The sequence below is a fragment of the Sphingorhabdus pulchriflava genome (assembly GCF_003367235.1).
In the GTDB taxonomy this organism is placed as follows: Bacteria; Pseudomonadota; Alphaproteobacteria; order Sphingomonadales; family Sphingomonadaceae; genus Sphingorhabdus_B; species Sphingorhabdus_B pulchriflava.
Window position 1 is genome coordinate 1,505,221 of sequence record NZ_QRGP01000001.1, and the last position, 21,233, is coordinate 1,526,453.

The following is a 21,233-nucleotide window of genomic DNA, read 5'->3' on the forward strand; positions in this document are numbered from 1 at the left end:
CCCCATGACGCGCCCGACCACGCATATCCTTCGCCTGCTCAAATGGGGTCGCATTTTGGCGCGCCATGGGGCGTTGCGCGGGATCGAAAAGGACCGGAATACACCGCCGCAGGTGAAGCGGTTGTGCCGGATTGCACGTCTGGGAACGATCCAGCCGAAAGTCCCTGATTATGCAGGCGCATTCCGCGAAATCGGCCCTGCCGCAATTAAGCTAGGGCAGACACTTGCCACCCGCCCCGATCTGGTGGGTGAGGAAGCGGCGCACAATTTGCTGACATTGCAGGACTCGTTACCGCCCGAAAAATTCGAGCGGATCTATGACGAGATCGACCACAGCCTGAACAAACCCGCCGCCGAGATGTTCGAATATGTCGATCCCGAGCCGGTAGGCGCGGCCTCGATCGCGCAGGTACACCGGGCACGCACCTCCGATGGCCGCGACGTCGCGGTCAAGGTGCTCCGCCCCGGCATTCGCGAACAATTTGCGCGCGACATCGAAACCTATGAATGGGCGGCAGCGCATCTGGAGGCGCTGGGCGGTGAAGCGGCGCGATTGCGCCCGCAACTTGTCATCGCCAACCTAAAGCGCTGGACCTTGCGCGAGCTGGACCTGAGGCGAGAGGCTGCTTCGGCTTCCGAACTCAAGGAAGCGATGGCGGCGGTCGAGGGCTATCATATTCCGGCAATAGACTGGGATCGCACCGCTGGCCGCGTCCTGACGCTCGAATGGGTCGATGGCATCAAAATCTCGGACGTCGATGCCCTGAAGGCCGCCGGGCATGACACCGGCAAGATTGCTGAGCGTCTGGTCCTCACCTTCCTGCGGCAAGCGATCTCCGAAGGCTTTTTCCACGCCGACATGCACCAGGGCAATCTCTTCGTTCGCCCCGATAGCAGCATCGTCGCGATTGATTTCGGCATTATGGGCCGGATCAACCGGCAGGCACGCTTGTGGCTGGCCGAAATTCTCTATGGCCTGACCACCGGCAATTACCGACGCGTCGCCGAAATCCATTTCGAGGCGCAATATGTGCCCAGCTATCACAATGTCGACGAATTCGCGACCGCGCTGCGTGCCGTGGGCGAGCCGACGCGCGGCAAGCCGGTGAGCGAATTGTCGGTGGGGCAGATGCTCGACAGCCTGTTTGCGATTACGCGTGATTTCGACATGCAGACCCAGCCGCATCTGCTGCTGCTGCAAAAAACGATGGTGATGGTCGAAGGTGTCGCCACCAGCCTGAACCCCGCGATCAATATGTGGGATGTCGCCGCCCCCTATGTCGGCGAATGGATTCGCGGCGAACTGGGGCCCGAAGCCGCACTCGCCGATGGTCTGCGCGACCGCATGAAAACGCTCGCGCTGATCCCCGACCTCATCAAGCGGCTTGACGATCAGCTTCCCAAGAAAGGCGGCGCCCCGCCGCCGCCTCCGCTGCCCGAGATCGAACTGATCTGGGAGAAACGCAAAGGCGGAAATGCCTGGCGCTACACCGCAATCGCCATCCTTGCCGCTGCGGCTGGCGCTGCAGGCATGTGGGCGCTAGGATAGGGAATGACCCAGAAACGCATCCTCCTGATCGTCGGCGGCGGTATCGCTGCCTATAAGGCGTGCGAGCTGGTGCGGACGATCCGCAAGGCAGGGCATGCCGTGCGCTGCGTCCTGACCAAGGGCGGTTCGCAGTTCGTTACACCGCTGACATTAGGGGCGTTATCCGAGGACAAGGTGTATACCGACCTGTTCGACCTGAAGGATGAGGCCGAAATGGGGCACATTCAGCTTTCGCGTCAGGCAGACTTGGTCGTCGTCTGCCCCGCAACTGCCGACCTGCTCGCCAAAATGCATGCAGGCATTGCTGACGATCTGGCTACCACCCTGCTGCTGGCCACCGACAAGCCGGTGCTGGCTGTTCCGGCGATGAATGTCCGCATGTGGCAACATCCAGCGACACGCCGCAATGTGGCGGGCTTGCGCGCTGATGGCGTGCATGTGATGGATCCGGATGCGGGCGAAATGGCGTGCGGTGAATTCGGCCCGGGCCGCTTGCCCGAAATCGAGCGCATCTTTGCAGAGATCAGTCACCATTTGGCGACAGCGACGCCCGTGATGGCCGCTCAACCCGATTTTGCCGATCCAGCGCACCGCCCGCTTTTCGGCAAACGCGTGCTGGTGACGGCAGGACCCACGCATGAGCCGATCGATCCGGTGCGCTATATCGCCAACCGCTCCTCGGGACGGCAGGGCTTTGCTATAGCGCAGGCCGCGGCGGAATTGGGTGCGGACGTCACGTTGATTGCTGGCCCTGTGCATCTGACGACGCCTCCCGGCGTCATCCGTATCGATGTGGAAAGTGCGCGCGAAATGCTGGCGGAGGTCGAAAAAGCCCTGCCCGCCGACGTCGCGATCATGGTGGCAGCCGTTGCCGACTGGCGCGCTGCGGACGAAGCCGAGCAGAAGATCAAGAAGGATGGCAAGGCCGTTCCACCGCTCGAACTCGCCGAAAATCCGGATATTCTAGCCATGCTCGGCAAGCATAAGCAGCGCCCTGCCCTTTTGATCGGCTTTGCCGCCGAAACCGAGAAGGTGGTCGAGCATGCCCAAGCCAAGCTTGCCAAAAAAGGCTGCGACTGGATTGTTGCCAACGACGTCTCGGGCGATGTCATGGGTGGCGCAAACAATGCGGTGCATATAGTCACCAAGGATGGCGTCGAAAGCTTGGCCGACGCACCCAAGGACGTAATTGCCCGCAAATTGATGGAGAAGGTCGCCAATGCCGTCGGACAAGATTGAAATCAGGGTCAAGCGGCTGAACAACGGCGCGGGATTACCACTGCCCGTCTATGCCAGCGCGGGGGCTGCAGGCATGGATATCTGCGCAGCCGAGGCAATCACCCTGAAACCCGGCAAACGCGCGGCAGTGCCGACGGGTTTCGCCTTTGCCATCCCGCATGGCTATGAAATCCAGGTCCGCCCGCGCTCGGGCCTTGCGCTCAAGCATGGCATCACCTGCCTCAACACACCGGGCACGATCGACTGCGACTATCGCGGCGAAGTGAAAGTCATTCTCGCTAATTTGGGCGAAGAGGAAGTCAGCTTCGAACGCGGTGACAGGATCGCCCAATTGGTGGTCGCCGCAGCACCGCAAGCCAAAATAAGCGAGGTCGACGCGTTGGATGATACCGCGCGTGGTGCGGGCGGGTTCGGCTCAACCGGGGTATGACGCTCAGCGACGCGCAACTTGATCGCTACGCCCGCCATATCGTCCTGCGCGATATCGGTGGCCCGGGCCAGAGTAAATTGCTCGAAAGCCATGTGCTGCTGATCGGGGCGGGTGGCATCGGTTGTCCGGCCATCCAGTATCTGGCGGCCGCCGGTGTCGGTACGATCAGCGCAGTCGATGACGACGATATTTCCCTATCCAATTTGCAACGCCAGGTGCTTTTCAGCGAAGCGCAGATCGGCCAGCCGAAGGTGGACGCGGCGGCCCAAGCTGTTGCACGCCTGAATCCCGATGTGACCTTTCATGCTATAAAAGAGCGTATTACAGCGCAAACTTCAAAACAGTTATTGGAAGATGTGGATGTCGTGATCGACGGCAGCGACAATTTTGCCACCCGCCTGATCGTCAACGACCTATGCATTGCCGCACAAGTGCCCTTGGTGAGCGCGGCCATTGGCCAGTTCCACGGCCAGATCGGTACTTTCCGCGGCTGGGAAGCGGACGCCCCCTGCTATCGCTGTTTTGTCGGCGACGCCCACGACCCCGATGATTGCGACGATTGCGCAACGCAAGGGGTGCTCGGCGCGATGTGCGGCCTGATGGGCAGCTTTGCCGCGATGGAGTCTATCCGTACCCTCACCGACTTTGGCGACGAAACAAAGGGCAAGTTGCATATTTTCGATGGCTTGAAACCGGCGATGCGGACGATCAACATGCCGAAAGATCCGGAGTGCGCGAGTTGCGGCCGCTAGCGCGGATGCAGGCGACGGAATTCTTCGGCAAGAACTGGTAGGCAAGCCAGCATCCGAAGCGCCGCTAATTGCGGCGTAATCTTTATTTGAACCGCTTTCGCTTCGATAGCTTTTTCGCGCGCGCTACGCTTCGCGCCCCCTTTCCCGAGAAGCAAGTTATACATGCTATCGCCGTCCCGGTCGCTATGCAGATAATCGGCATAGTCATGATATTCTGACGATTTCTGGCCGATAAGATCATAAGCAAGGCAGGTGTCAACGTCAGGCAAAGAAATGGGTGTGGCGCTGACCGCCGTCAGCACTTCTTGTAGATGGTCGTCACGGGCGGCATTGAATATGGCACCGCATTTAGGGGCGATTGCTTTGCGGAAAGCTTCCTTACGCGCGATGTCTTCGGCGCTACCTTCCCAACTGGGTGTCATCCGCCACATCAGTGATCCGAACAAATCGTAAGCGACAGCTTCATCGCCTACATCGCTTGCAAGCCGGATAATGACGGCATTTTTCAACCGCTCGGCATCCGCCTTGCTTAGAAATTCGTCAAACTGGTTTTCCGACGCAGGAGGCGTGTTGATATTCCTATCGCCGGTCGGAGCATCTTCCGCTGCTTCAGCGTCAGCAATGTCTATGATGTCGGTTTCCTGAAACGGCAGATATGCTAGCGCAGCACAATCTGCTTCCTGACGCCGTTCGCTACCGAGCAAAATCGAACGTCCGAAAGCTGGATTCGCCAACCCGCTGAAATCAGAGGCGGCTGCTGGCGATATCAGTGGCAGTGTGAGAAGCAGCGTAAGGCCGAGCTTCCAATTCATACGAGAAGCTCCTCGACCCAATCCGGCACCACTTCAGTTGCTGGTCCGTATCGCGCCTCGTCAAAAAAATGGCTACCCTGTGACGGCTCCAGATTGAGTTCGAGGGTCTTTGCCCCCTGTTGCTTCGCATCGCGGACAAAACCCGCCGCCGGATAGACGGCACCCGAGGTACCGATGCTGACAAAAAGGTCGGCGGTGCGGATTGCCGCGTAGATTTCCGGCATATGATAGGGCATTTCGCCGAACCAGACCACGTCGGGACGTAAAGATGGGGTGCCGCAAATCGGGCAAGGCGGCCGATGCTGCATCGGATCGCGCCAGTCGCTGCGGATCTCACAGGCCATGCACAGCGCCTTCAGATGCTCGCCATGCATGTGCAGCAGACGCTCGGCCCCTGCCCGCTCATGCAGGTCGTCAACATTCTGGGTGACGATCAGCAGATTGCGATCATCGCCGCGCCAGTGCCGGTCAAGCTCGGCGAGCGCAAAATGCGCGTCATTGGGCTCCTTGGTCTGGATCGCCGCGCGGCGCATGTCGTAGAAACGGTGCACCAGATCGGGGTCGCGCTCGAACGCCTCGGGCGTCGCGACATCCTCCACCCGGTGCTTTTCCCAAAGCCCGCCTGCATCGCGGAAAGTGTCGATCCCACTTTCGGCGCTCACACCTGCTCCGGTGAGGATTACGATATTGCGAATATTGGTCATCTCGCCCATGAAGCAGCAAATTCAAAGGCACGCAACTATGGCAAAAGTCGGTATCATTGGCAGCAAGGGCCGCATGGGTCAGGCGTTGGTAGACGCCATCAACGAAGCAGGGCTTGAACATGCAGGCGGGGTCGACAAGGGTGACGATATCGCAGGCCTTGCTGCGGCATCCGATGTGCTGGTCGATTTCTCCAGCCCACATGCGCTGGAAACCAATCTGGCGGCCTGCAATTTTGCCAAGAAACCGATTGTTATTGGCACTACAGGACTTGAAGAGCGGCATCACTGGCTGATTGACGATGCCGCGCAGGACATCGCCGTACTGCAGACCGGCAACACCTCACTCGGTGTCACCATGCTCGCCGCACTGGTGAAAGAGGCCGCATCGCGGCTGGGAGCCGACTGGGACATCGAAATCGTCGAAATGCATCACCGGATGAAGGTTGATGCTCCGTCGGGCACAGCCCTGCTACTGGGTGAAGCCGCCGCTGCCGGACGCTATGTTGATCTTGCCGACAATAGCGAGCGAGGCCGCGACGGCATTACAGGTGCGCGCAAGGAAGGCGCGATCGGCTTTGCTTCGCTGCGCGGTGGCACGGTGGCGGGCGATCATAGTGTGATACTGGCGGGCAATGAGGAAAGCATCACCCTGTCACACCGTGCCGAAAACCGGATGATCTTTGCCCGTGGCGCGGTGAAAGCGGCGATCTGGTTGATGCAGCAAAAGCCCGGGCGATATAATATGCCCGAAGTGCTCGGGCTCTAGCGCTAGCTAGCTGCCCCGCCGCACCAATTGCACCGGTACACGTTGATGGGTCAGGGGTTCACCTGATATGCGATTCAAAACATTCTGGACCAGAAGGTCACCCGCCTGTTCGAAATCCGGCTCGATCGTCGTCAGCGGCGGTGACGAATAATTGCCGGCCCGGATCCCGTCAAAACCGATGACCGACACCCGCTCAGGAACCGATATCCCGCTTTCGGAAAGCGCCCGCAAAACACCTAGCGCGGTCAGATCACAGGCAGCAAATATGCCGTCAAAAGGCTGACCGGACTGGAGCAAAGTCCGAACGGCCTCGACGCCTTGCTCCTCACGCGACAGGCTTTCGTCGACCTCGATCGCGGGCGCTGATAGCCCCGCAGTGCGCAGCTCTTCGGCAAATCCGTCATAGCGTTCGCCAAACTGGCGTTGTTGGGAGGCACGAGCGCCGATGAAAACCGGATGCTTTCGTCCGGATTCAAGCAAGTAGCGTGCCGCGATCCGACCACCACCCTCATTCTCGCTGCGCACCCAGCGCAGATCATCATCGGGCGCGCCCCAGCACACCCAGGCCTTGTCCGCATGGTCAAGTCCGCGGAAATAGGCCCAGGCTTCCGGATTTTGCGTCGTGCCGATGACAATCATCCCGTCGGCCTGACGGGCATCATCATATTGGCCAAAGAAATTTCCAGGGCTGTCCTGAAAGGACACCAGCAAATTATAGCCTTTGGCGGCGGCGGCAGCGGCAACGCTGCCCAGCAAGGAGAAGTAGAAGGGATTGGTCTCGGTGGCACTCTCCCCCGCCCGGCCGATCAGTACCACCGCCAATGTCATCGTCTCGCCACGCCGGAGCCGCGTGGCATTCTGGTTGATGACATAGCCCAGTTCCTGTGCGGCCTGCAGCACCTTGGCGCGCGTTTCATCGCTGACCTTCGGGCTGCCGTTCAAGGCGCGCGATACGGTAGGCTGGGTAACGCCGGCGCGCTGAGCGACGTCAAATGCGGTGACCCGAAATGCCATAAATGCCTCTCCCCGATTTTCAGCCTATTACACGCGTCGAGGGGATTACATCAACTCCTGTCGGCTGATTGCCTTGGAGCCCGCCGGCAGGCTGAAGAGCATGCCGTCCTCACCGACCACAATTTCGCCTTTGAAGCGTTTGGGGGCGTCGCCCAAAAAGGCCGGATTAAAGAAACGCGACGGAAAAGGCGGAACGATGTGGGTGAACACAAGTTGGCCCACACGCGCTTTACGCGCACTGTCCGCAGCTTCCTCTGGCGAGGCATGATAATCCAGAATATCCTTGGTTATCTTGGCTGTGTTGCCCAATCCTTTTTTGTCGAGCGCCGCCGTCATCTTGGTGACCAGTTTCGGTTGGAGCGCTTCGTGCAACAGCAAGTCTGCGTCCTTTGCCACGCGTTCCAAAACTGCCGATTTGGCTGTGTCGCCGCTGACGACAACCGACCGCCCCTTATAATCGAAACGGTATCCGACCGCAGGCGAAACCGGGTCATGATCAACCTTGAAGGCAGTGACGGTCAGGCCGTCTTTTTCAAGAACCACTGTACTGTCGCCATCCACGGCAAATGGCATTGCGGTTGCCCCTGCTCCAGACGGCGGTACGATATCCTCTCCATGGTGAGCGATGCGATAGCTGTTATCCTGCGCATAAGCCGCGTTGAAACCTGCAATCACCGCTTCGACGCCGGTAGGGCCATAGACTGCTAAGGGAGCCTTGGCCGAACTGCCCGTCCACCGAAGCAACATCATCGGACCCAAGCCGTCCATATGATCGGAATGGAAATGCGTCAGGAACAGGCCCGCGATTTTTCCATTGGGTATTCCCATCAAAGAGATATTGCGCGCCCCACCTTCACCTGCGTCGACAACAAAAATCCGTTTACCGGCAATAATAACGGTACAGGCCCCTGCCCGGTCGGCGTTTGGCAAAGGTGAGCCAGTTCCACACAACCCGACATGCAAACCGTCAGGCAGTGACGCCATGACGTCACGACCCACACGATTATTGACGGCGCGCTCGAAAAGCGAAAGCCCGATCTGTTCCTGAAAATGCCTTATCCCGACTGCACCGATTGCAGCCACCCCAAGCAACGCCAACAGCCATTTTGCAGATTTTCGCATGCTGCCCTCCCCCCAAAAACAAAATCGAACACTGTTCCCGCGACGGATTGTTACAAATTGTGGCAATTTTGCCGCGTTTATCAAAGATTTTACGTTAGCACATCTAAGCAGATTGCGGGCTGCAATCGGACTGGTTACAGCCGCAACCAGTGCAGAATGCACCATAAAAAAGATAAGACAAGGATGGTTTACCATCCCCACTCCCAAGGAAGTTCGCCGATTTCCGGCACATTTGTGATGATCAAGTGGAGAGTTATATTATGAAGTTTGCACATGCTGCAGTGCGTGCCGCACTGCTGTCGACCATTAGTGTCGCCTCAATCGGGCTCGCCTCGGCCGCTCAGGCTCAGGATGAAAGTGTCGAAGCTGCCGAAGCGACAGCCGAAGAAGACGTCGCTTTCGACGAAATCATCGTCACTGCAACGCGTCGCGACCAGGCTGCGCAGGACGTTCCCCTTGCAGTCAGCGTTGTCGCTGGCGAGCAGCTTGCCAATGCCGGTATCGTCGATATCCGTGGCATCCAGCAGCTCGCCCCCTCGCTGAAGACCACCACAGGCCAGTCATCAGCTACCGGCGCTGTGCTGACCATTCGTGGGATCGGTACCGCTGGGGACAACCCGGGCTTTGAACCCGCCGTCGGCGTGTTCATCGACGGCGTTTTCCGCGCGCGCGCAGGCGTTGCACTAGCTGAGCTGCCCCCGATCGATCGTGTCGAAGTGCTGCGCGGCCCGCAGGGTACGCTTTTTGGTCGCAACACCTCGGCAGGTGCCCTGAACATCACCACCACCAAGCCGAAGTTCGAACTCGGTGGCTATGCTGAACTCAGCTATGGCAATCTCGATGAAATCGAAGCCAAAGCTGGCGTGACCGGCCCGGTTTCAGAGCAGGTCGCGCTGCGTCTGGATGGCGGCTATCACAAGCGTGACGGCTACATCAAGCTCGCCAACGAAGATGGCCGCGTCAACAACATCAACCGCTGGTTCGCCCGTGGTCAGGCCTATTTCGAAAATGACGACATCAACTTCCGCCTGATTGCGGATGTCGCCAAGACCAACGAAGATTGCTGTGGCGCATTGAACACCGGAAGCGGTTTCTCGCTGCCGCTGACCAGTACCAACAACGCCATCGCCTTCATCGGCAGCAACGCGATCGAAGCTTTGTCCGCCAATCCGCTGGCGGGCGGCGCAGTCGGCCGTGACGGCATCGTCCGTCCGTTCGACGCCAAGGGTCGCGTCATGGCAACTACACCGGGTCGCGGCTTGACCGAAAAGGTCGATGAATGGGGCGTTTCGGGCGAATTCAACTGGGACTTCGGCGGCGCAACGCTGACCTCGATCACCGCCTATCGTGACTGGAAAGCGCTGCGCGACCAGGACATCGATTTTTCGGGTCTCGATCGTGCTTATCGCGACGATTACCGCACCGGCATGAAGGATTTCACCCAGGAAATCCGCCTGCAGGGTTCGGCATTTGACGACAAAGTCGACTGGCTGGTTGGCGCATTCTACATGAACGAAAAGCTTACCATGACCGATACGATCCGTTTCGGCGCACAGGCTGACCAGTATACCGATGCCGTGATCAACGGCCTGACCCGTTCAACCGCACTACCTTCTGGCTTGCAGTTGTTTGGTACACTTGGCCCCGCAGTTCCGCTGTTCGGTCAGGTCGCACTTGCAACCAATCCGACGCTGCTTGCAGCCGCGCTCGGCAACCCGGCATTGTTCGCCCTGTTTAACAGCCCGCTGCCGCGTACACCCGCCGGAGCCGGACAGGTTGCGGACAAATATCGTGTCGATACCAACGCAATTGCGCTGTTCACGCACAACATCATCAACATCAGCGACAATCTGTCGCTAACGCTGGGTCTGCGTTACAATTATGAAAAGAAGAGCATTGATACCGACCTGAACGCGGTTGTTCCGGCCTGTTCCTTCTTCCAGAACCCGGCCACGCTGCCTTATCGTCAGGCTTTACAGGCAGCGAACCTGTTCGGCGGTGCATATCTGCTCGGCTGCAACCCGGCGGTGAACAGCGAATTCAACGGCATCCAGTCGGACAAGCGCAGTGAAAGCGAATTCACTGGCACAGCACGTATCGCCTATAAGGTGAATGACGATGTGCTGCTGTTCGGTGGTTATGACCGTGGCTATAAGTCGGGCGGTTACAACCTCGACCGCGCTGGTTTCGACTCGGTTCTGCTCGGTGGCAACGGCGCGCAGCTCACCGACCTCGAATTCGGCAATGAATCGGTTGACGCGTTCGAAGTCGGCCTGAAAACTAACTTCACCCGCGAATTCCAGTTCAACGCTTCGCTCTTCTATTCGAAGTTCAAAAACTATCAGTCGAACCGCTTCCTCGGAAACAACTTCGTAGTGCTGAACTACGACAAGCTGGTTTCGCAGGGTGTCGAGCTGGAAAGCATCATCCGTCCGCATCCCGATTTCGTCATCAACATGGGCTACACCTATCTTGATGCGAAAGTCAGCGACCCGGCGGCAGGCACCGACAATGGGCAGCAGGCATCAAACCAGCCCAAGCATGCGATCACCGGCGGCATCACTTGGACGCCGCAGATCAGTGATGGTGTTAATGGTCTCATCCACGCCGACTGGCGCTACAACAGCGATCACTATCCGATTAACGACCCAGTTGGAAAGCCGTTCACCGGCAATGACGGCTTCGGCATCGTCAACCTGCGGGCAGGCGTCAACTTCGGCGATGGCAAGTATAGCGTTGAAGGCTATGTCGAAAACCTCTTCAACACCTATTACAACATCACCGCCTTCCCGATCCCGGAACAGGGCAGCAGCTTCGCTGTCTACCCCGCCCCGCCGCGTTTCTACGGCGTTAAGCTGGGCGTGAAGTTCTGATATCCAGACGGCAGCGAACCGGCCTTACCGGTTCCGTTGAACTAAAGAGAGGCCCTCGCAGCGATGCGGGGGCCTTTTTACTATTGCAGCGCAGCTGCCCACCACCGCCCATTCATATTGATCGAACAGATTCGCGCTTCTTCAAAAAGTGATGCGAAAGTGCGCCCCTTGACCATTTTTGGTCTCGCCAGCGGACAGGCCGATCGCCGCGGCGGCACACAGGCGTCGGGAAATATCGAGGCCCAGGCCGCTGCTACTGCTGTTTTCGCCCTTGGTAAATGCTGTGAAAGGGTCGCCGTCAGTTTCAAAGCCGGGGCCGTCATCGGAAATGGACAGGCAGCCATCTTCAAAATCGACCATAAGCTGTCCGGTTCCTACATGCTGGAAACAATTTCCAATCAGATTGTTTAGCACAAGTTGCAAAGAGGTAGGATGGACCAAGACCGCAATGCGATCGTCGATTTTGGTGGAGACCGCGATCGCACTTTTGGGATAACGCACTTTGGCCCAATCAATGGCCTTGTCCATCATCGGCCGCAGCAGCACCATCTCTTTGGCAACGCCATCGCTCTCACGCGCCAAAGCGAGCAACTGATCAAGAGCAAGTGTCATGTCCGTGGTTGCCGTTTCGATGCGGCGAAGAGGTTCTGCGAAGTCGGAAGGCAGATCGCGATTGAGCGCGATGACTTCCGCTGCGCCGCGAATGACAGCGAGCGGCGTTCGCAATTCGTGACTGGCGTCGCGGGTAAAAATACGCTCCCTGTCAACAAATCCGCGAATGCGCGCAAAGGCTTGCTCAAGAGTTTCCGCCAGCGTTCCAATTTCATTGGCCGGATAGTTGGTTGGATCAATAATCGGTATAGTGGATTCTGCTTTGGAAACATCGCGCGCAAGATCACTGAGCGGCTTCATTGCTCGATAGGCGAGCCACCACCCAAACAGTGCCATAAGTATCGCAATACACAGGCTCATCCCGACCAGCAGCGTGATGATCGAATCCCTATAGGGACGAACGAGCAAGTCCCGGCTAACTTCGATAACGGCGACTGCAGGTGCAGGCCCGATGTCCGGTCGGCCTTCATTCAGATTGAAGCGCTGGATATGATAATGGCGGCCTTGGCGACCGAAAAATTCGGTCTGCCCGGGATTTTCGGCCAATTCCCTCCCAATGTCGGGAGGAAGTAGCTGGCCGCCCCGATATACTGCTGAATTGGTGCTTTTGGGGGCCGCCAGTGCACCGGTGCGCTGCCAACTGGTTTTCTGGTGCGCCACTTCTTCCGCCAACGCTCGCTGGAACAAGCGATCTTCCATCGTATACGCTATGGTAAATGCCGCGAGGCCAAAGATCAGGCTGGTTGCAATCACGCTGCCGATGATCGTGACAACAATCCGACCGCGCAAGCTATGCCGTCCCGGCCTCATCGCTCGACTTTCAAGCGAAATCCAACGCTGTGCACGGTTTCGATGATGGGAAGGTCAAATGGTTTATCCACCACTTGGCGCAGCAGGTGCAAATGTGCCCGCAGTGAATCGGATGACGGTGGCTCATCTCCCCATAGTCGCCGAGTCACTTCGTCGCGGCTAACAGGATTTGGCCATGCTTCAACCAGCAGCAACAGTAAATCCCAAAGAAGCGGCGTCAAACGAAGCGGGCGTCCCTCTCGTGTCGCGGCTCTAGCTTGCCGGTCTATGGCCAAAGGGCCGATCGAAATATAATGTGGTTGCCCCAAATGTGTGCGCTGGGCGAGCGCCATGACCCGTGCCGCAAGTTCCGCCAGCGAAAAGGGTTTGACCAGATAATCGTCAGCACCATTGGCAAAACCCGCGAGCTTGTCATCCAATGTGTCGCGCGCGGTTAGCATCAAGATGGGCACACGACGATCTGCGCGGCGACGTAACTCGGCACAGACGCTCAATCCATCGCGGTTCGGCAGTGCGAGGTCGAGCAGTATGATATCAACTCGGCTGAGCAATGCTTCCCGCAAGCCAGCCTCGCCGTCCGCAGCGTAATGCAGCCGATGACCGAGCGCCTCCAGATAATCGATGATATTGCTGGCGAGATCCGGATTATCCTCCACCAATAATATGTCAAAGCTGTCGCTCAAATGCACTTTCCCGGATTGTTGCTGCCGCAAACTGGCGCGCTCGTTGTCAAAAGAACGTCAAAATGGGTTTAACATCCATATGACACCTCCTGTGTGAAGGACGCCAGCATTGTCAAACATTGGAAAGGTTAGAAGATGCAGTTCCGGATAACAACGATGCTGTCGTGCACGCTTGCTTTGCTGATTGTTGCGCCCGCAAATGCGGAGGCAAGAGACAGTGATCGCGTCCTCCTCGTCGTTAGCGGCTACGGAGCCGACGATGGTAAGACACGCCCTGGTTTCGAAATGGACGAGTTGTCACAGGCCTATGCTGTGTTCTCGGACAATGGTCTTCAGGTTGATATCGCCAGTCCGTCCGGCGGTGCCGTTGTGGCCGACAAGTTCAATCGCAACAAGCCCTATAACAGTCGTTTCCTTAGCGATTCCAATGCTGTAGCAAAACTGACAAGCACGCGAGCAATCTCCAATCTGGGTAACGAAAAATACGCAGCGATCTTCGTTATTGGCGGCAAAGGTGCGATGTTCGATTTGCCCGTCAGCGCTGATCTCAAGGCGCTGCTGGCGAGAACTTACGAAGAAGGCGGCGTTATTGGCGCTGTATGCCATGGCCCGGCCGTGTTGATGAACCTACCACTCAAAAATGGTAGCTCGCTGTTGGAAGGGCGAGCGGTTACCGGGTTCTCAAACGAGGAAGAAGCCCTTTTCGGCAAGGGCTGGGCCCCTTCATTTCCTGTCCTGCTAGAAAGCGGATTACGAGGTTCGGGCGCAAAATTCAGCGAGGCACCCATGATGCTCAACCATGTGGTCACCGATGGCAGGTTGGTGACCGGACAAAACCCCTATTCCACAGCGGATGCGGCCGAAGCTGTGGTCAAGGCGATGGGACGCCCGCTTGCACCGCGCCAGCCATGGGCCGATGAACGAAGCGTGGAGCTGATTTCGCAGATGCTCAGCGGTGATAAAGGGAATGCGCGCGCGTCATTCAACGCCGATCCTACACTCTACGATGTCCCACTGATTGCCATGTGGGGATTCTTCCGGGCACAATCGGCGGGGTCGGATCGCGAAGCACTGACGAATGCGGTTGAAGTGATGGAATTGGCATTGCCGCATTTTAGCAGGCCGGAACTGGTTGCCGGAATCGCAGAAGCCCGAAGCAAGCTGTCAAAAATGCAATAAAGCGATCACAGATAGGCGGACGTTTTGTAAGCGTCCGCCTATCTGTCGCGCCGCGTTTTCCCGGCGAAGCAGTCCGGAATTGGCTCGCGGTTGTGCGTGTCGCCACGCAGCCGCCGGTTAGCCCCCCCCCTTTCAACTTCGCTCGACATCGTCTCGGAGGCTGGTCTGCGAAGCGACAGGAATACATTATGCAAGATACAATCGAGCTAAAAAGTATCAGCCATCATTTCGATACGGCCAGCGAACGGATCGACCTTTTTCGCGATCTTTCATGCACCATTCGGGCGGACGAAACGCTGGCAATCATTGGTCCCTCGGGAACGGGAAAGTCCAGCCTGCTGTCGATCGCGGCGGGCCTCGAAATACCGACTGGCGGAGATGTGTCTTTCACCATAGACGGTGTCCAGGTCGACGCGCTGACGATGCGCGCCAATTCCGGTTTCATTTTCCAGCAGTTTCACCTGATGCCGGAACTTGACGCCATCGGCAATCTGGCGTTGCCGCTTCGCCTGAAGGGCAATCGAGACGCGTTCGAAATCGCCGCCCTCTGGCTTGAAAAGGTTGGGCTGGAAGATCGTGCCAGGCACCGCCCCCACCAATTGAGCGGAGGTGAGCAACAGCGCGTTGCAGTGGCGCGCGCCTTTGTAACCGGCCCACGTTTCATCTTTGCAGATGAGCCCACCGGCAATCTGGATATGCACACATCCGAAAACGTGGCCGGGCTCATGTTTGACTGCGCCCGAGAGACCGGTTGTGGACTGGTTGTCGTCACCCACAGCCGGCAGTTGGCCTCGCTTGCGGACAGGTGCCTTCTGCTGGAGACCGGACAGCTGAAAGCAACGTCATGAACAGATTGAAACTGATGCTCGAGAATTGCTTGCGTGATCTCAAGGGCAGCGACGGCAGCATCAGCATGGCTACGCAAACTGTCCTGCTTTTATTCCTTTTGACACTGACGCTTACCAGCGCGTCGATCCAACACTATCTCGCCGACAATCTTAATCAGATGCTTGGTTCGGATCTGGTGGTTGAAAGCCATGCTCCACTAAAGCACGACGCCGAAGTCGCGCTTCGGTCCCTGGCACCACGCTTATCGGTGACGCAGTTGAACGACATTACCCTTACTCATATGGGCAAATGGGCGCGCGTTCGATTGAAGCTTATCGATGACGCCTACCCGTTGCAGGGCAATCTTCAGATTGGCGACACCCCCGTAGCGACCCAACGCGCCGTCGATCAGGGCCCAAAGGTCGGCGAGATTTGGATCGATTCCCGGCTCGCTACCATGCTGCGTACGCAAGTCGGCGACACTCTCACCATCGGTGGCACGGACTTGCGAGTCAGCGCCATTCTGTTTCATGAACCCGACCGCATCATGGAAGGTCATAGCACAACCCAGAGAGCTATGGTGCACACCAATAGCCTCAATGACGCATCAATCGACAACAGCGTTAGGCGCACGCGCTATCTGGTTACCGCGGATGCAAGCCAGCAAAGGGCGATAGAAAACTGGGCACGCACCGCCCTGCCCGGCGCAAGTGTGATCAAGAAAATCGGCGGACAACACCCTCTCGCAAACTTCTGGCAGCGGACAGAAAATTTCATTGGGCTGGCGTCCGTAATCCTGTTTTTCATGGGCGCTGTGGCTCTCGACATGACCAACCGCCGCTGGCTTGCTAAAATGCGCTATCGGCTCGCAATCTATGCAAGCTTCGGAACCCGCACACGCACCGGCATGTTGATGGCGCTTGGAGAATGGCTGGCCGGCTTTATCCTGTCTGCCGTCCTCGCCACTATACTGGCCACGCTAGCCTTCATCTTGATCGTTGGCCAATTGCAAAGCTATTTCCCGGGAATTGAAACGGCATGGCATTGGTGGCCTGCGTCGAAGACGATCGGATTGGTTTTTCTACTGCTGCTCACACTGCAGGTTCCCAGCTTCATTCAGCTGTCCCGCGCCTCGCTTCTTGCGCTCATTCGCAATGCTTCCGAAAGCAGCCACGTGTGGCATCGGTTATTCTTGAGCGTTACATCAGTAGCGCTACTCGCCGCTGCCTATTCCGACAATTGGCTGCTGACCGGGATGACGCTCGCCGCCATCACTGCTGCGCTTATTCTAATGGTGGCTCTGACCTGGACCGTCATTCGGCTAGGTGATCTGTGGGGACGCCGACGCACCGGTCTGCTGCCATTCGCCTTTTTCATGATGCGCCAGCGTCTGTTTGCCAAATCGGCGCAGGTTCTGGGGCTGGGTCTGTGCGGGCTACTCCTGCTCTTCACGCTAATGCTGATGCGCGATCTGGGCTCGACGATGGAAGGCTATAGCCGCAGCCATGATGGCAACCTTCTGATCTCGGAAGCCCAAACAGAGCAGATTGACGCAATCAATCGTTGGGCTGAAATAACTGGCAGCAGTGTCCGTTCGCTGCGCCCTTTTATGCCTGCTCAGCTTGTTGCCGTAAATGGCAAAACCCTTGCAGACCATGCCCGGAATCCCAGCGACACACTTACCACACTCAAAGATCCGATCCGGCTAAGCTGGACAGAAACCATACCTGCAAACAACCGTCTTGCCGGCGGCACCTGGTGGTCGGCGGGCGTAGGCGATTGGCGCCAGATTTCCGCCGAATCCGAAGTCATGACTGACATGGGGCTGCGCTATGGTGATAAACTAACCTACCAGATCCGCGGCAAGACCTACGACTTTACCCTAGTGGCAAGCCACACTTACCAGCCAGGCGCTGGATCGATCACTTTCTGGTTCCAGGTTCCTTTGTCAGCCAGGGCGCATATTGATGCCCCAACGCGTTACATGGGAAGCATGGAACTGCCAGAACATGCATGGGATGCGCTTGCTGGCCTGTGGCAGCAATATCCGACTCTCTCGCTTGTACCGCTTCGGGAACTGACCGAACGATTTGACCGAACACTTGGGATCGTCACGAAATTAACAAGCGGCTATGCGGCCATGGTGCTATTGTTGGCGCTCTTTGTGCTCGCTGCGTCAGTAAGTGGTTTCAGCGCCGATGACCGGCAGAAAAATGGCCTGCTGATGAGCATGGGATTTAGGGAAACAGATTGCCTGCTGCTGAATTTCCATGATTGGGGCGTGACCGCCCTGATCGCCGCCGCTGGTGCTATTGCAGGCACTTGGAGCGCGGGATTGCTGATCTATCAAGCCCAGTTCAATCTGACATACAACCCGGACATTTCGTGGGTCGTGGGGATGGTCTTTGCAATGGTCGTGACCGTGTGCCTTGTGGGCTATATCGCTTGTCGCCAAAGCCTGAAGGTCTCGGTTCGGGATCTGCTGGCTACATAGACACGCGTAATGACTCTATTCAATTCGGCAATTCTCGAATTTGGCATGAGAGCATGGCTCTGTTGGAAAAGTTTGCTATGAGAGGCCTAACGGGAGAATGTGAAGGAGCGGGATGTGTCGATTAGCCTGAATGTGAATGGTAAAGCGGTGTCTGTAGACGCCGAACCTGATACCCCGCTGCTTTGGGTTTTGCGCGAAGATGTTGGCCTGACCGGCACAAAATTCGGCTGCGGCGTGGCAGCCTGCGGAGCTTGTTCGGTTCATGTAGATGGCGAGATCACCCGTTCGTGCAGCATTGCCATTGCCGATGTCGCGGGCAAAAATGTCACCACGATCGAAGGTCTGAAGTCCGCCGACGGAACGCTCCACAAGGTGCAGCAAGCGTGGATCGACGTTCAGGTTCCGCAGTGCGGCTATTGCCAGTCGGGCCAGATCATGGCCGCAGTCGCGCTCATCCAGCAGACCGGCCGCCCCACCGATGCGCAGATTGACGAGGCGATGACCAATATCTGCCGCTGCGGCACCTATCCCCGCATCCGAAAAGCGATCCGCGCGGCCACTGGTCAGGCAGCGGCGGCGGTGAAGGGAGCAGCATGATGGCAGACAATCCCAATCCAGCCGTTGAAGAAACTACCGCCGCTCCTGCCGAGAAAAAGGGCGTCAAACGCCGCGCCTTCCTGATCGGTGGTGTCGCCGTTGTCGGTGCCGGGCTTTTCGGCATCAAGCTGGCGGACAGTAATGCCGCCAAAAAAGCAGTCGCGCTGACACAGGGTGAAGGCGAGCATGTGTTCGCGACCTGGCTGAAAATCGCTGAAGACGACCAGATCACAATCTACTCGCCGCATACCGATATCGGGCAAGGGTCAAACACCGGCCTCGCCCAGATGCTCGCCGAGGAACTCGATGCGGCATGGGACAAGGTCAAGCTGGTATCGGCCCCGGCCGAACCGTCCTTTGCCAATACCGGTCTTGGGCGCGGTTTCCTTGCCGAGATGACCGGACAGCCGGGCATTGTTGAGGGCATTCCGCAATCCTTCCTCTCCTTCATCGCGCGTTCGATGAACCTGCAGATCACCGGCGGGTCGTCGGCGCTGCGCTTTACCGGGCAAAAAACTTTCCAGATGGTCGGCGCGGCGACACGCGCGGCGCTGGTCGAGGTGGCAGCCAAGCGGCTGGCTGTGCCTGCGGGCGAACTGTCCACGGCAGACAGTAGGGTGCTCCATGCCAAATCGGGCAAGTCGCTGCGCTATGGTGAATTGGCGGCAGAGGCAGCGACGCTGTCGCAAGATAGCGATCCGAAGCTCAAAAACCCCAAAAATTACCGAATAATGGGCCAATCGATGCCACGGCTGGATTTGCCCGCCAAGGTCGATGGCAGCGCACAATATGGCATGGACTTCACCGTCCCCGACATGCGCATTGCGACGATCATGGCCGCACCGGTGCGCGGCGGCAAACTGACCTCGGTAGATGCAGCCCCCGCAATGGCTGTGAAGGGCGTCGAGAAGGTCATCAAACTCGACAATGCCGTGGCGGTGGTCGCCAAGGGCTATTGGCCCGCACTTTCCGGCCTGCGCTCGCTCTCGCCGCAGTTCAGCGATGGCGGCAATGCCGGTTTCTCGACCACGTCAATCTTCAAGGCCTATGACGACCTGATCGCCAAGGGCGAACCCGATGGCGAGGCGGGCGAAGGCGATGTCAAGGCAGCACTCGGCGCGAAACCCATTGAAGCCAAATATCAGGTGCCCTTCCTCCACCATGCGATGATGGAGCCCTTTGCGCTCACCGCGCATCACAGGGATGGCAAGCTCGATATTTGGGGCGGGATGCAAGATCCACTGGCTTCAAAGATGCTTGCGGCAGAGGTTTCGGGTCTTGATGCCGACAATGTCACCTTCCACTCGATGCTGATCGGCGGCAGTTTCGGCCGACGTCTGCCCATGTATATGGAAATCGTCGAACAGGTGACCAAGCTGGCGATGCAGCTGCCCTATCCGGTCAAGCTGATCTGGAGCCGTGAGGAAGAGGTGCAGCAAGGCGCCTATCGCCCGCAAAGCGCCGCGGTGCTCAAAGCCGCGATTGGCAAGGACGGCAAGATTGCCGCTTTCCTCAACGACTATGCACAGACCGAGAGTGCGGAAAGCGAAACGACCTTTATCTATGACCTGCCCGTGGTGGCGCGGCGGCATTATGAATATGCATCGAACCAGCAGACCGGTGCATGGCGCTCGGTCAATTCGACCCAGCAAGGCTTTTACAATGAAAGCTTCATGGACGAACTGGCGTATGCCGCGAAGGTCGATCCGGTCGAGTTCCGCCGCCGTCACCTAAAACCGGGCTCACGCCACCTGAAAGTGCTCGACGAGGTAGCCAAGCGTAGCGGTTGGGGTACGTCAACGCCCGAGGGCGTCGGCCGAGGGGTGGCGATTGTCGAAAGCTTCAAGACCATCGTCGCGCATGTGATTGAGGCATCGGTCAAGGAAGATGGCAGCCCCAAGGTGCTCAAAGTGACGACGGTTGTCGACGCAGGCAGCATCGTCAATCCTGATGGCGCGGCGGCGCAGATCGAGGGCGGTACGATCATGGGCCTGTCATCGGCGATTGGAGAGGCAATCACGCTCGACAAGGGCGTGGTGCAGCAAAGTAACCTCACCGACTATCCGATCCTGAAGCTGGCTGATGCACCCCCGGTGCACGACATCCATTTCATCGAAAGCGGCGCGCCTATGGGCGGTATGGGGGAGCCGGGAGTTCCACCGGCGGCACCGGCATTGGCCAATGCACTGTTTGCGTTGACGGGTAAGCGGATCAGGTCGCTGCCGATCTTAACACAGGCGAAAGTTTGATCCAGCTGCACAGCAAGGCACTGAACAACTGGTCGGCGATAGTCCTTGCAGCGGGCAGCAGCAGACGTTTTGGCGAGCATAAGCTGTTGGCCGATCTAGTCGGGGAGCCGGTATTGCGGCGAACCACAACTGCGGTCTGTGCCGCCGAATTCTGCGAAACGATAATTGTAGTCGGCGCAGATTATGATGCGGTTGGTGCCACGCTCCAAGGATTGCCGTGCAGAGTGGTTCATGCCTCCGATTGGATGGAAGGTGTTTCAGCCTCCATCCGCGTCGGGATCCAGGCATTGCGGCATGACGCGGAAGGGCTGTTCCTGTTCCTTGGCGATATGCCGCTGGCTCCTATCGGACTTTGTGACGAATTGGCCGAACTCGCCAAAAGGTCAGGCTACGCCGCCCGCCCCTTTCTTGACGATTTTCCCGGGCATCCAGTCGCCTTTGTAGACACAGCCCTGCCCGATTTGCTGGCGTTAACAGGCGATGAGGGAGCGGGGTCGATTCTGCGCGGGATTGGTCCAAA

At 58.0% G+C, this 21,233-nt stretch carries 17 protein-coding genes and 1 pseudogene; 12 read left to right on the forward strand and 6 right to left on the reverse strand.

From position 1 onward, the window contains the following. Window positions 1-4: 4 nt before the first annotated feature. Genes ubiB through DXH95_RS07535 form a run of 4 tightly spaced genes read left to right on the forward strand, consistent with a single transcriptional unit; the run spans window position 5 to window position 3,970 of the window. The gene (gene ubiB / locus DXH95_RS07520) at window positions 5-1,549 is read left to right on the forward strand and encodes a 2-polyprenylphenol 6-hydroxylase (RefSeq protein WP_115548753.1); all 1,545 of its coding nucleotides are present in this window, start codon (window positions 5-7) and stop codon (window positions 1,547-1,549) included. A 3-nt stretch (window positions 1,550-1,552) separates the two neighbouring features. Next, window positions 1,553-2,788, forward strand: coding sequence for a bifunctional phosphopantothenoylcysteine decarboxylase/phosphopantothenate--cysteine ligase CoaBC (coaBC, locus tag DXH95_RS07525; RefSeq protein ID WP_115548754.1), 1,236 nt, complete (start codon window positions 1,553-1,555; stop codon window positions 2,786-2,788). Continuing rightward, window positions 2,769-3,218, forward strand: a complete 450-nt coding sequence (dut, locus tag DXH95_RS07530; RefSeq protein WP_115548755.1) for a dUTP diphosphatase — start codon at window positions 2,769-2,771, stop codon at window positions 3,216-3,218. Before coaBC ends, dut begins: the two co-directional genes overlap by 20 nt. Beyond that, on the forward strand, window positions 3,215-3,970 hold the full coding sequence (locus tag DXH95_RS07535; protein WP_115548756.1) for a HesA/MoeB/ThiF family protein: 756 nt from the start codon (window positions 3,215-3,217) through the stop codon (window positions 3,968-3,970). The genes dut and DXH95_RS07535 overlap by 4 nt, the downstream gene beginning before the upstream one ends. Here the strand turns inward: DXH95_RS07535 and DXH95_RS07540 are convergent. Beyond that, window positions 3,967-4,782 carry a hypothetical protein gene (locus DXH95_RS07540; RefSeq protein WP_115548757.1) on the reverse strand — a complete coding sequence of 272 codons (816 nt, stop codon included), beginning with the start codon at window positions 4,780-4,782 and terminating at the stop codon, window positions 3,967-3,969. The two genes, DXH95_RS07535 and DXH95_RS07540, sit on opposite strands and share 4 nt — an antisense overlap. Continuing rightward, on the reverse strand, window positions 4,779-5,486 hold the full coding sequence (locus tag DXH95_RS07545) for an NAD-dependent deacylase (RefSeq protein WP_115549459.1): 708 nt from the start codon (window positions 5,484-5,486) through the stop codon (window positions 4,779-4,781). Before DXH95_RS07545 ends, DXH95_RS07540 begins: the two co-directional genes overlap by 4 nt. Before the next feature lie 37 nt (window positions 5,487-5,523). Between DXH95_RS07545 and dapB the strand changes: the two genes are divergently transcribed. After that, window positions 5,524-6,252 (forward strand): 4-hydroxy-tetrahydrodipicolinate reductase, encoded by a 729-nt coding sequence (gene dapB / locus DXH95_RS07550; protein ID WP_115548758.1) that lies wholly within the window; start codon window positions 5,524-5,526, stop codon window positions 6,250-6,252. Window positions 6,253-6,258: 6 nt separating this feature from the next. Here dapB and DXH95_RS07555 read toward each other — a convergent pair whose 3' ends face one another. Together DXH95_RS07555 and DXH95_RS07560 are read right to left on the reverse strand one after the other, a co-directional pair. Next, entirely contained in the window at window positions 6,259-7,266 is a 1,008-nt protein-coding gene (locus DXH95_RS07555) for a LacI family DNA-binding transcriptional regulator (RefSeq protein ID WP_115548759.1), read from the reverse strand. A gap of 45 nt (window positions 7,267-7,311) precedes the next feature. Next, the gene (locus tag DXH95_RS07560) at window positions 7,312-8,388 is read right to left on the reverse strand and encodes an MBL fold metallo-hydrolase (RefSeq protein WP_115548760.1); all 1,077 of its coding nucleotides are present in this window, start codon (window positions 8,386-8,388) and stop codon (window positions 7,312-7,314) included. Between the two features lie 260 nt (window positions 8,389-8,648). On the opposite strand from DXH95_RS07560, the gene DXH95_RS07565 reads away from it, so the two are divergent. Continuing rightward, window positions 8,649-11,261 (forward strand): TonB-dependent receptor, encoded by a 2,613-nt coding sequence (locus tag DXH95_RS07565; protein ID WP_115548761.1) that lies wholly within the window; start codon window positions 8,649-8,651, stop codon window positions 11,259-11,261. 141 nt (window positions 11,262-11,402) lie between these two features. Here the strand turns inward: DXH95_RS07565 and DXH95_RS07570 are convergent, their stop codons facing one another. Together DXH95_RS07570 and DXH95_RS07575 are read right to left on the reverse strand one after the other, a co-directional pair. Continuing rightward, a complete protein-coding gene (locus DXH95_RS07570; protein WP_181883594.1) occupies window positions 11,403-12,662 on the reverse strand; it encodes a sensor histidine kinase in 1,260 nt (419 codons plus the stop codon). 17 nt (window positions 12,663-12,679) lie between these two features. Beyond that, window positions 12,680-13,366 (reverse strand): response regulator transcription factor, encoded by a 687-nt coding sequence (locus DXH95_RS07575; protein WP_115549460.1) that lies wholly within the window; start codon window positions 13,364-13,366, stop codon window positions 12,680-12,682. A gap of 135 nt (window positions 13,367-13,501) precedes the next feature. Here DXH95_RS07575 and DXH95_RS07580 point away from each other — a divergent pair, with 135 nt between their 5' ends. The 6 genes and pseudogenes from DXH95_RS07580 to DXH95_RS16210 all read left to right on the forward strand — a co-directional run. After that, window positions 13,502-14,545 (forward strand): type 1 glutamine amidotransferase domain-containing protein, encoded by a 1,044-nt coding sequence (locus DXH95_RS07580; RefSeq protein WP_115548763.1) that lies wholly within the window; start codon window positions 13,502-13,504, stop codon window positions 14,543-14,545. Between the two features lie 188 nt (window positions 14,546-14,733). Beyond that, complete coding sequence (locus DXH95_RS07585) at window positions 14,734-15,393, forward strand: ABC transporter ATP-binding protein (RefSeq protein WP_115548764.1); 660 nt, start codon at window positions 14,734-14,736, stop codon at window positions 15,391-15,393. Continuing rightward, complete coding sequence (locus DXH95_RS07590) at window positions 15,390-17,867, forward strand: ABC transporter permease (protein ID WP_115548765.1); 2,478 nt, start codon at window positions 15,390-15,392, stop codon at window positions 17,865-17,867. The genes DXH95_RS07585 and DXH95_RS07590 overlap by 4 nt, the downstream gene beginning before the upstream one ends. Before the next feature lie 114 nt (window positions 17,868-17,981). Next, on the forward strand, window positions 17,982-18,464 hold the full coding sequence (locus DXH95_RS07595; protein WP_220272239.1) for a (2Fe-2S)-binding protein: 483 nt from the start codon (window positions 17,982-17,984) through the stop codon (window positions 18,462-18,464). Continuing rightward, the gene (locus tag DXH95_RS07600; protein WP_115548766.1) at window positions 18,461-20,713 is read left to right on the forward strand and encodes a xanthine dehydrogenase family protein molybdopterin-binding subunit; all 2,253 of its coding nucleotides are present in this window, start codon (window positions 18,461-18,463) and stop codon (window positions 20,711-20,713) included. Before DXH95_RS07595 ends, DXH95_RS07600 begins: the two co-directional genes overlap by 4 nt. Next, window positions 20,710-21,207: pseudogene (locus DXH95_RS16210) on the forward strand (nucleotidyltransferase family protein); the annotation flags it as partial. The gene DXH95_RS07600 and the pseudogene DXH95_RS16210, both read left to right, overlap by 4 nt. Between the last annotated feature and the right edge of the window lie 26 nt (window positions 21,208-21,233).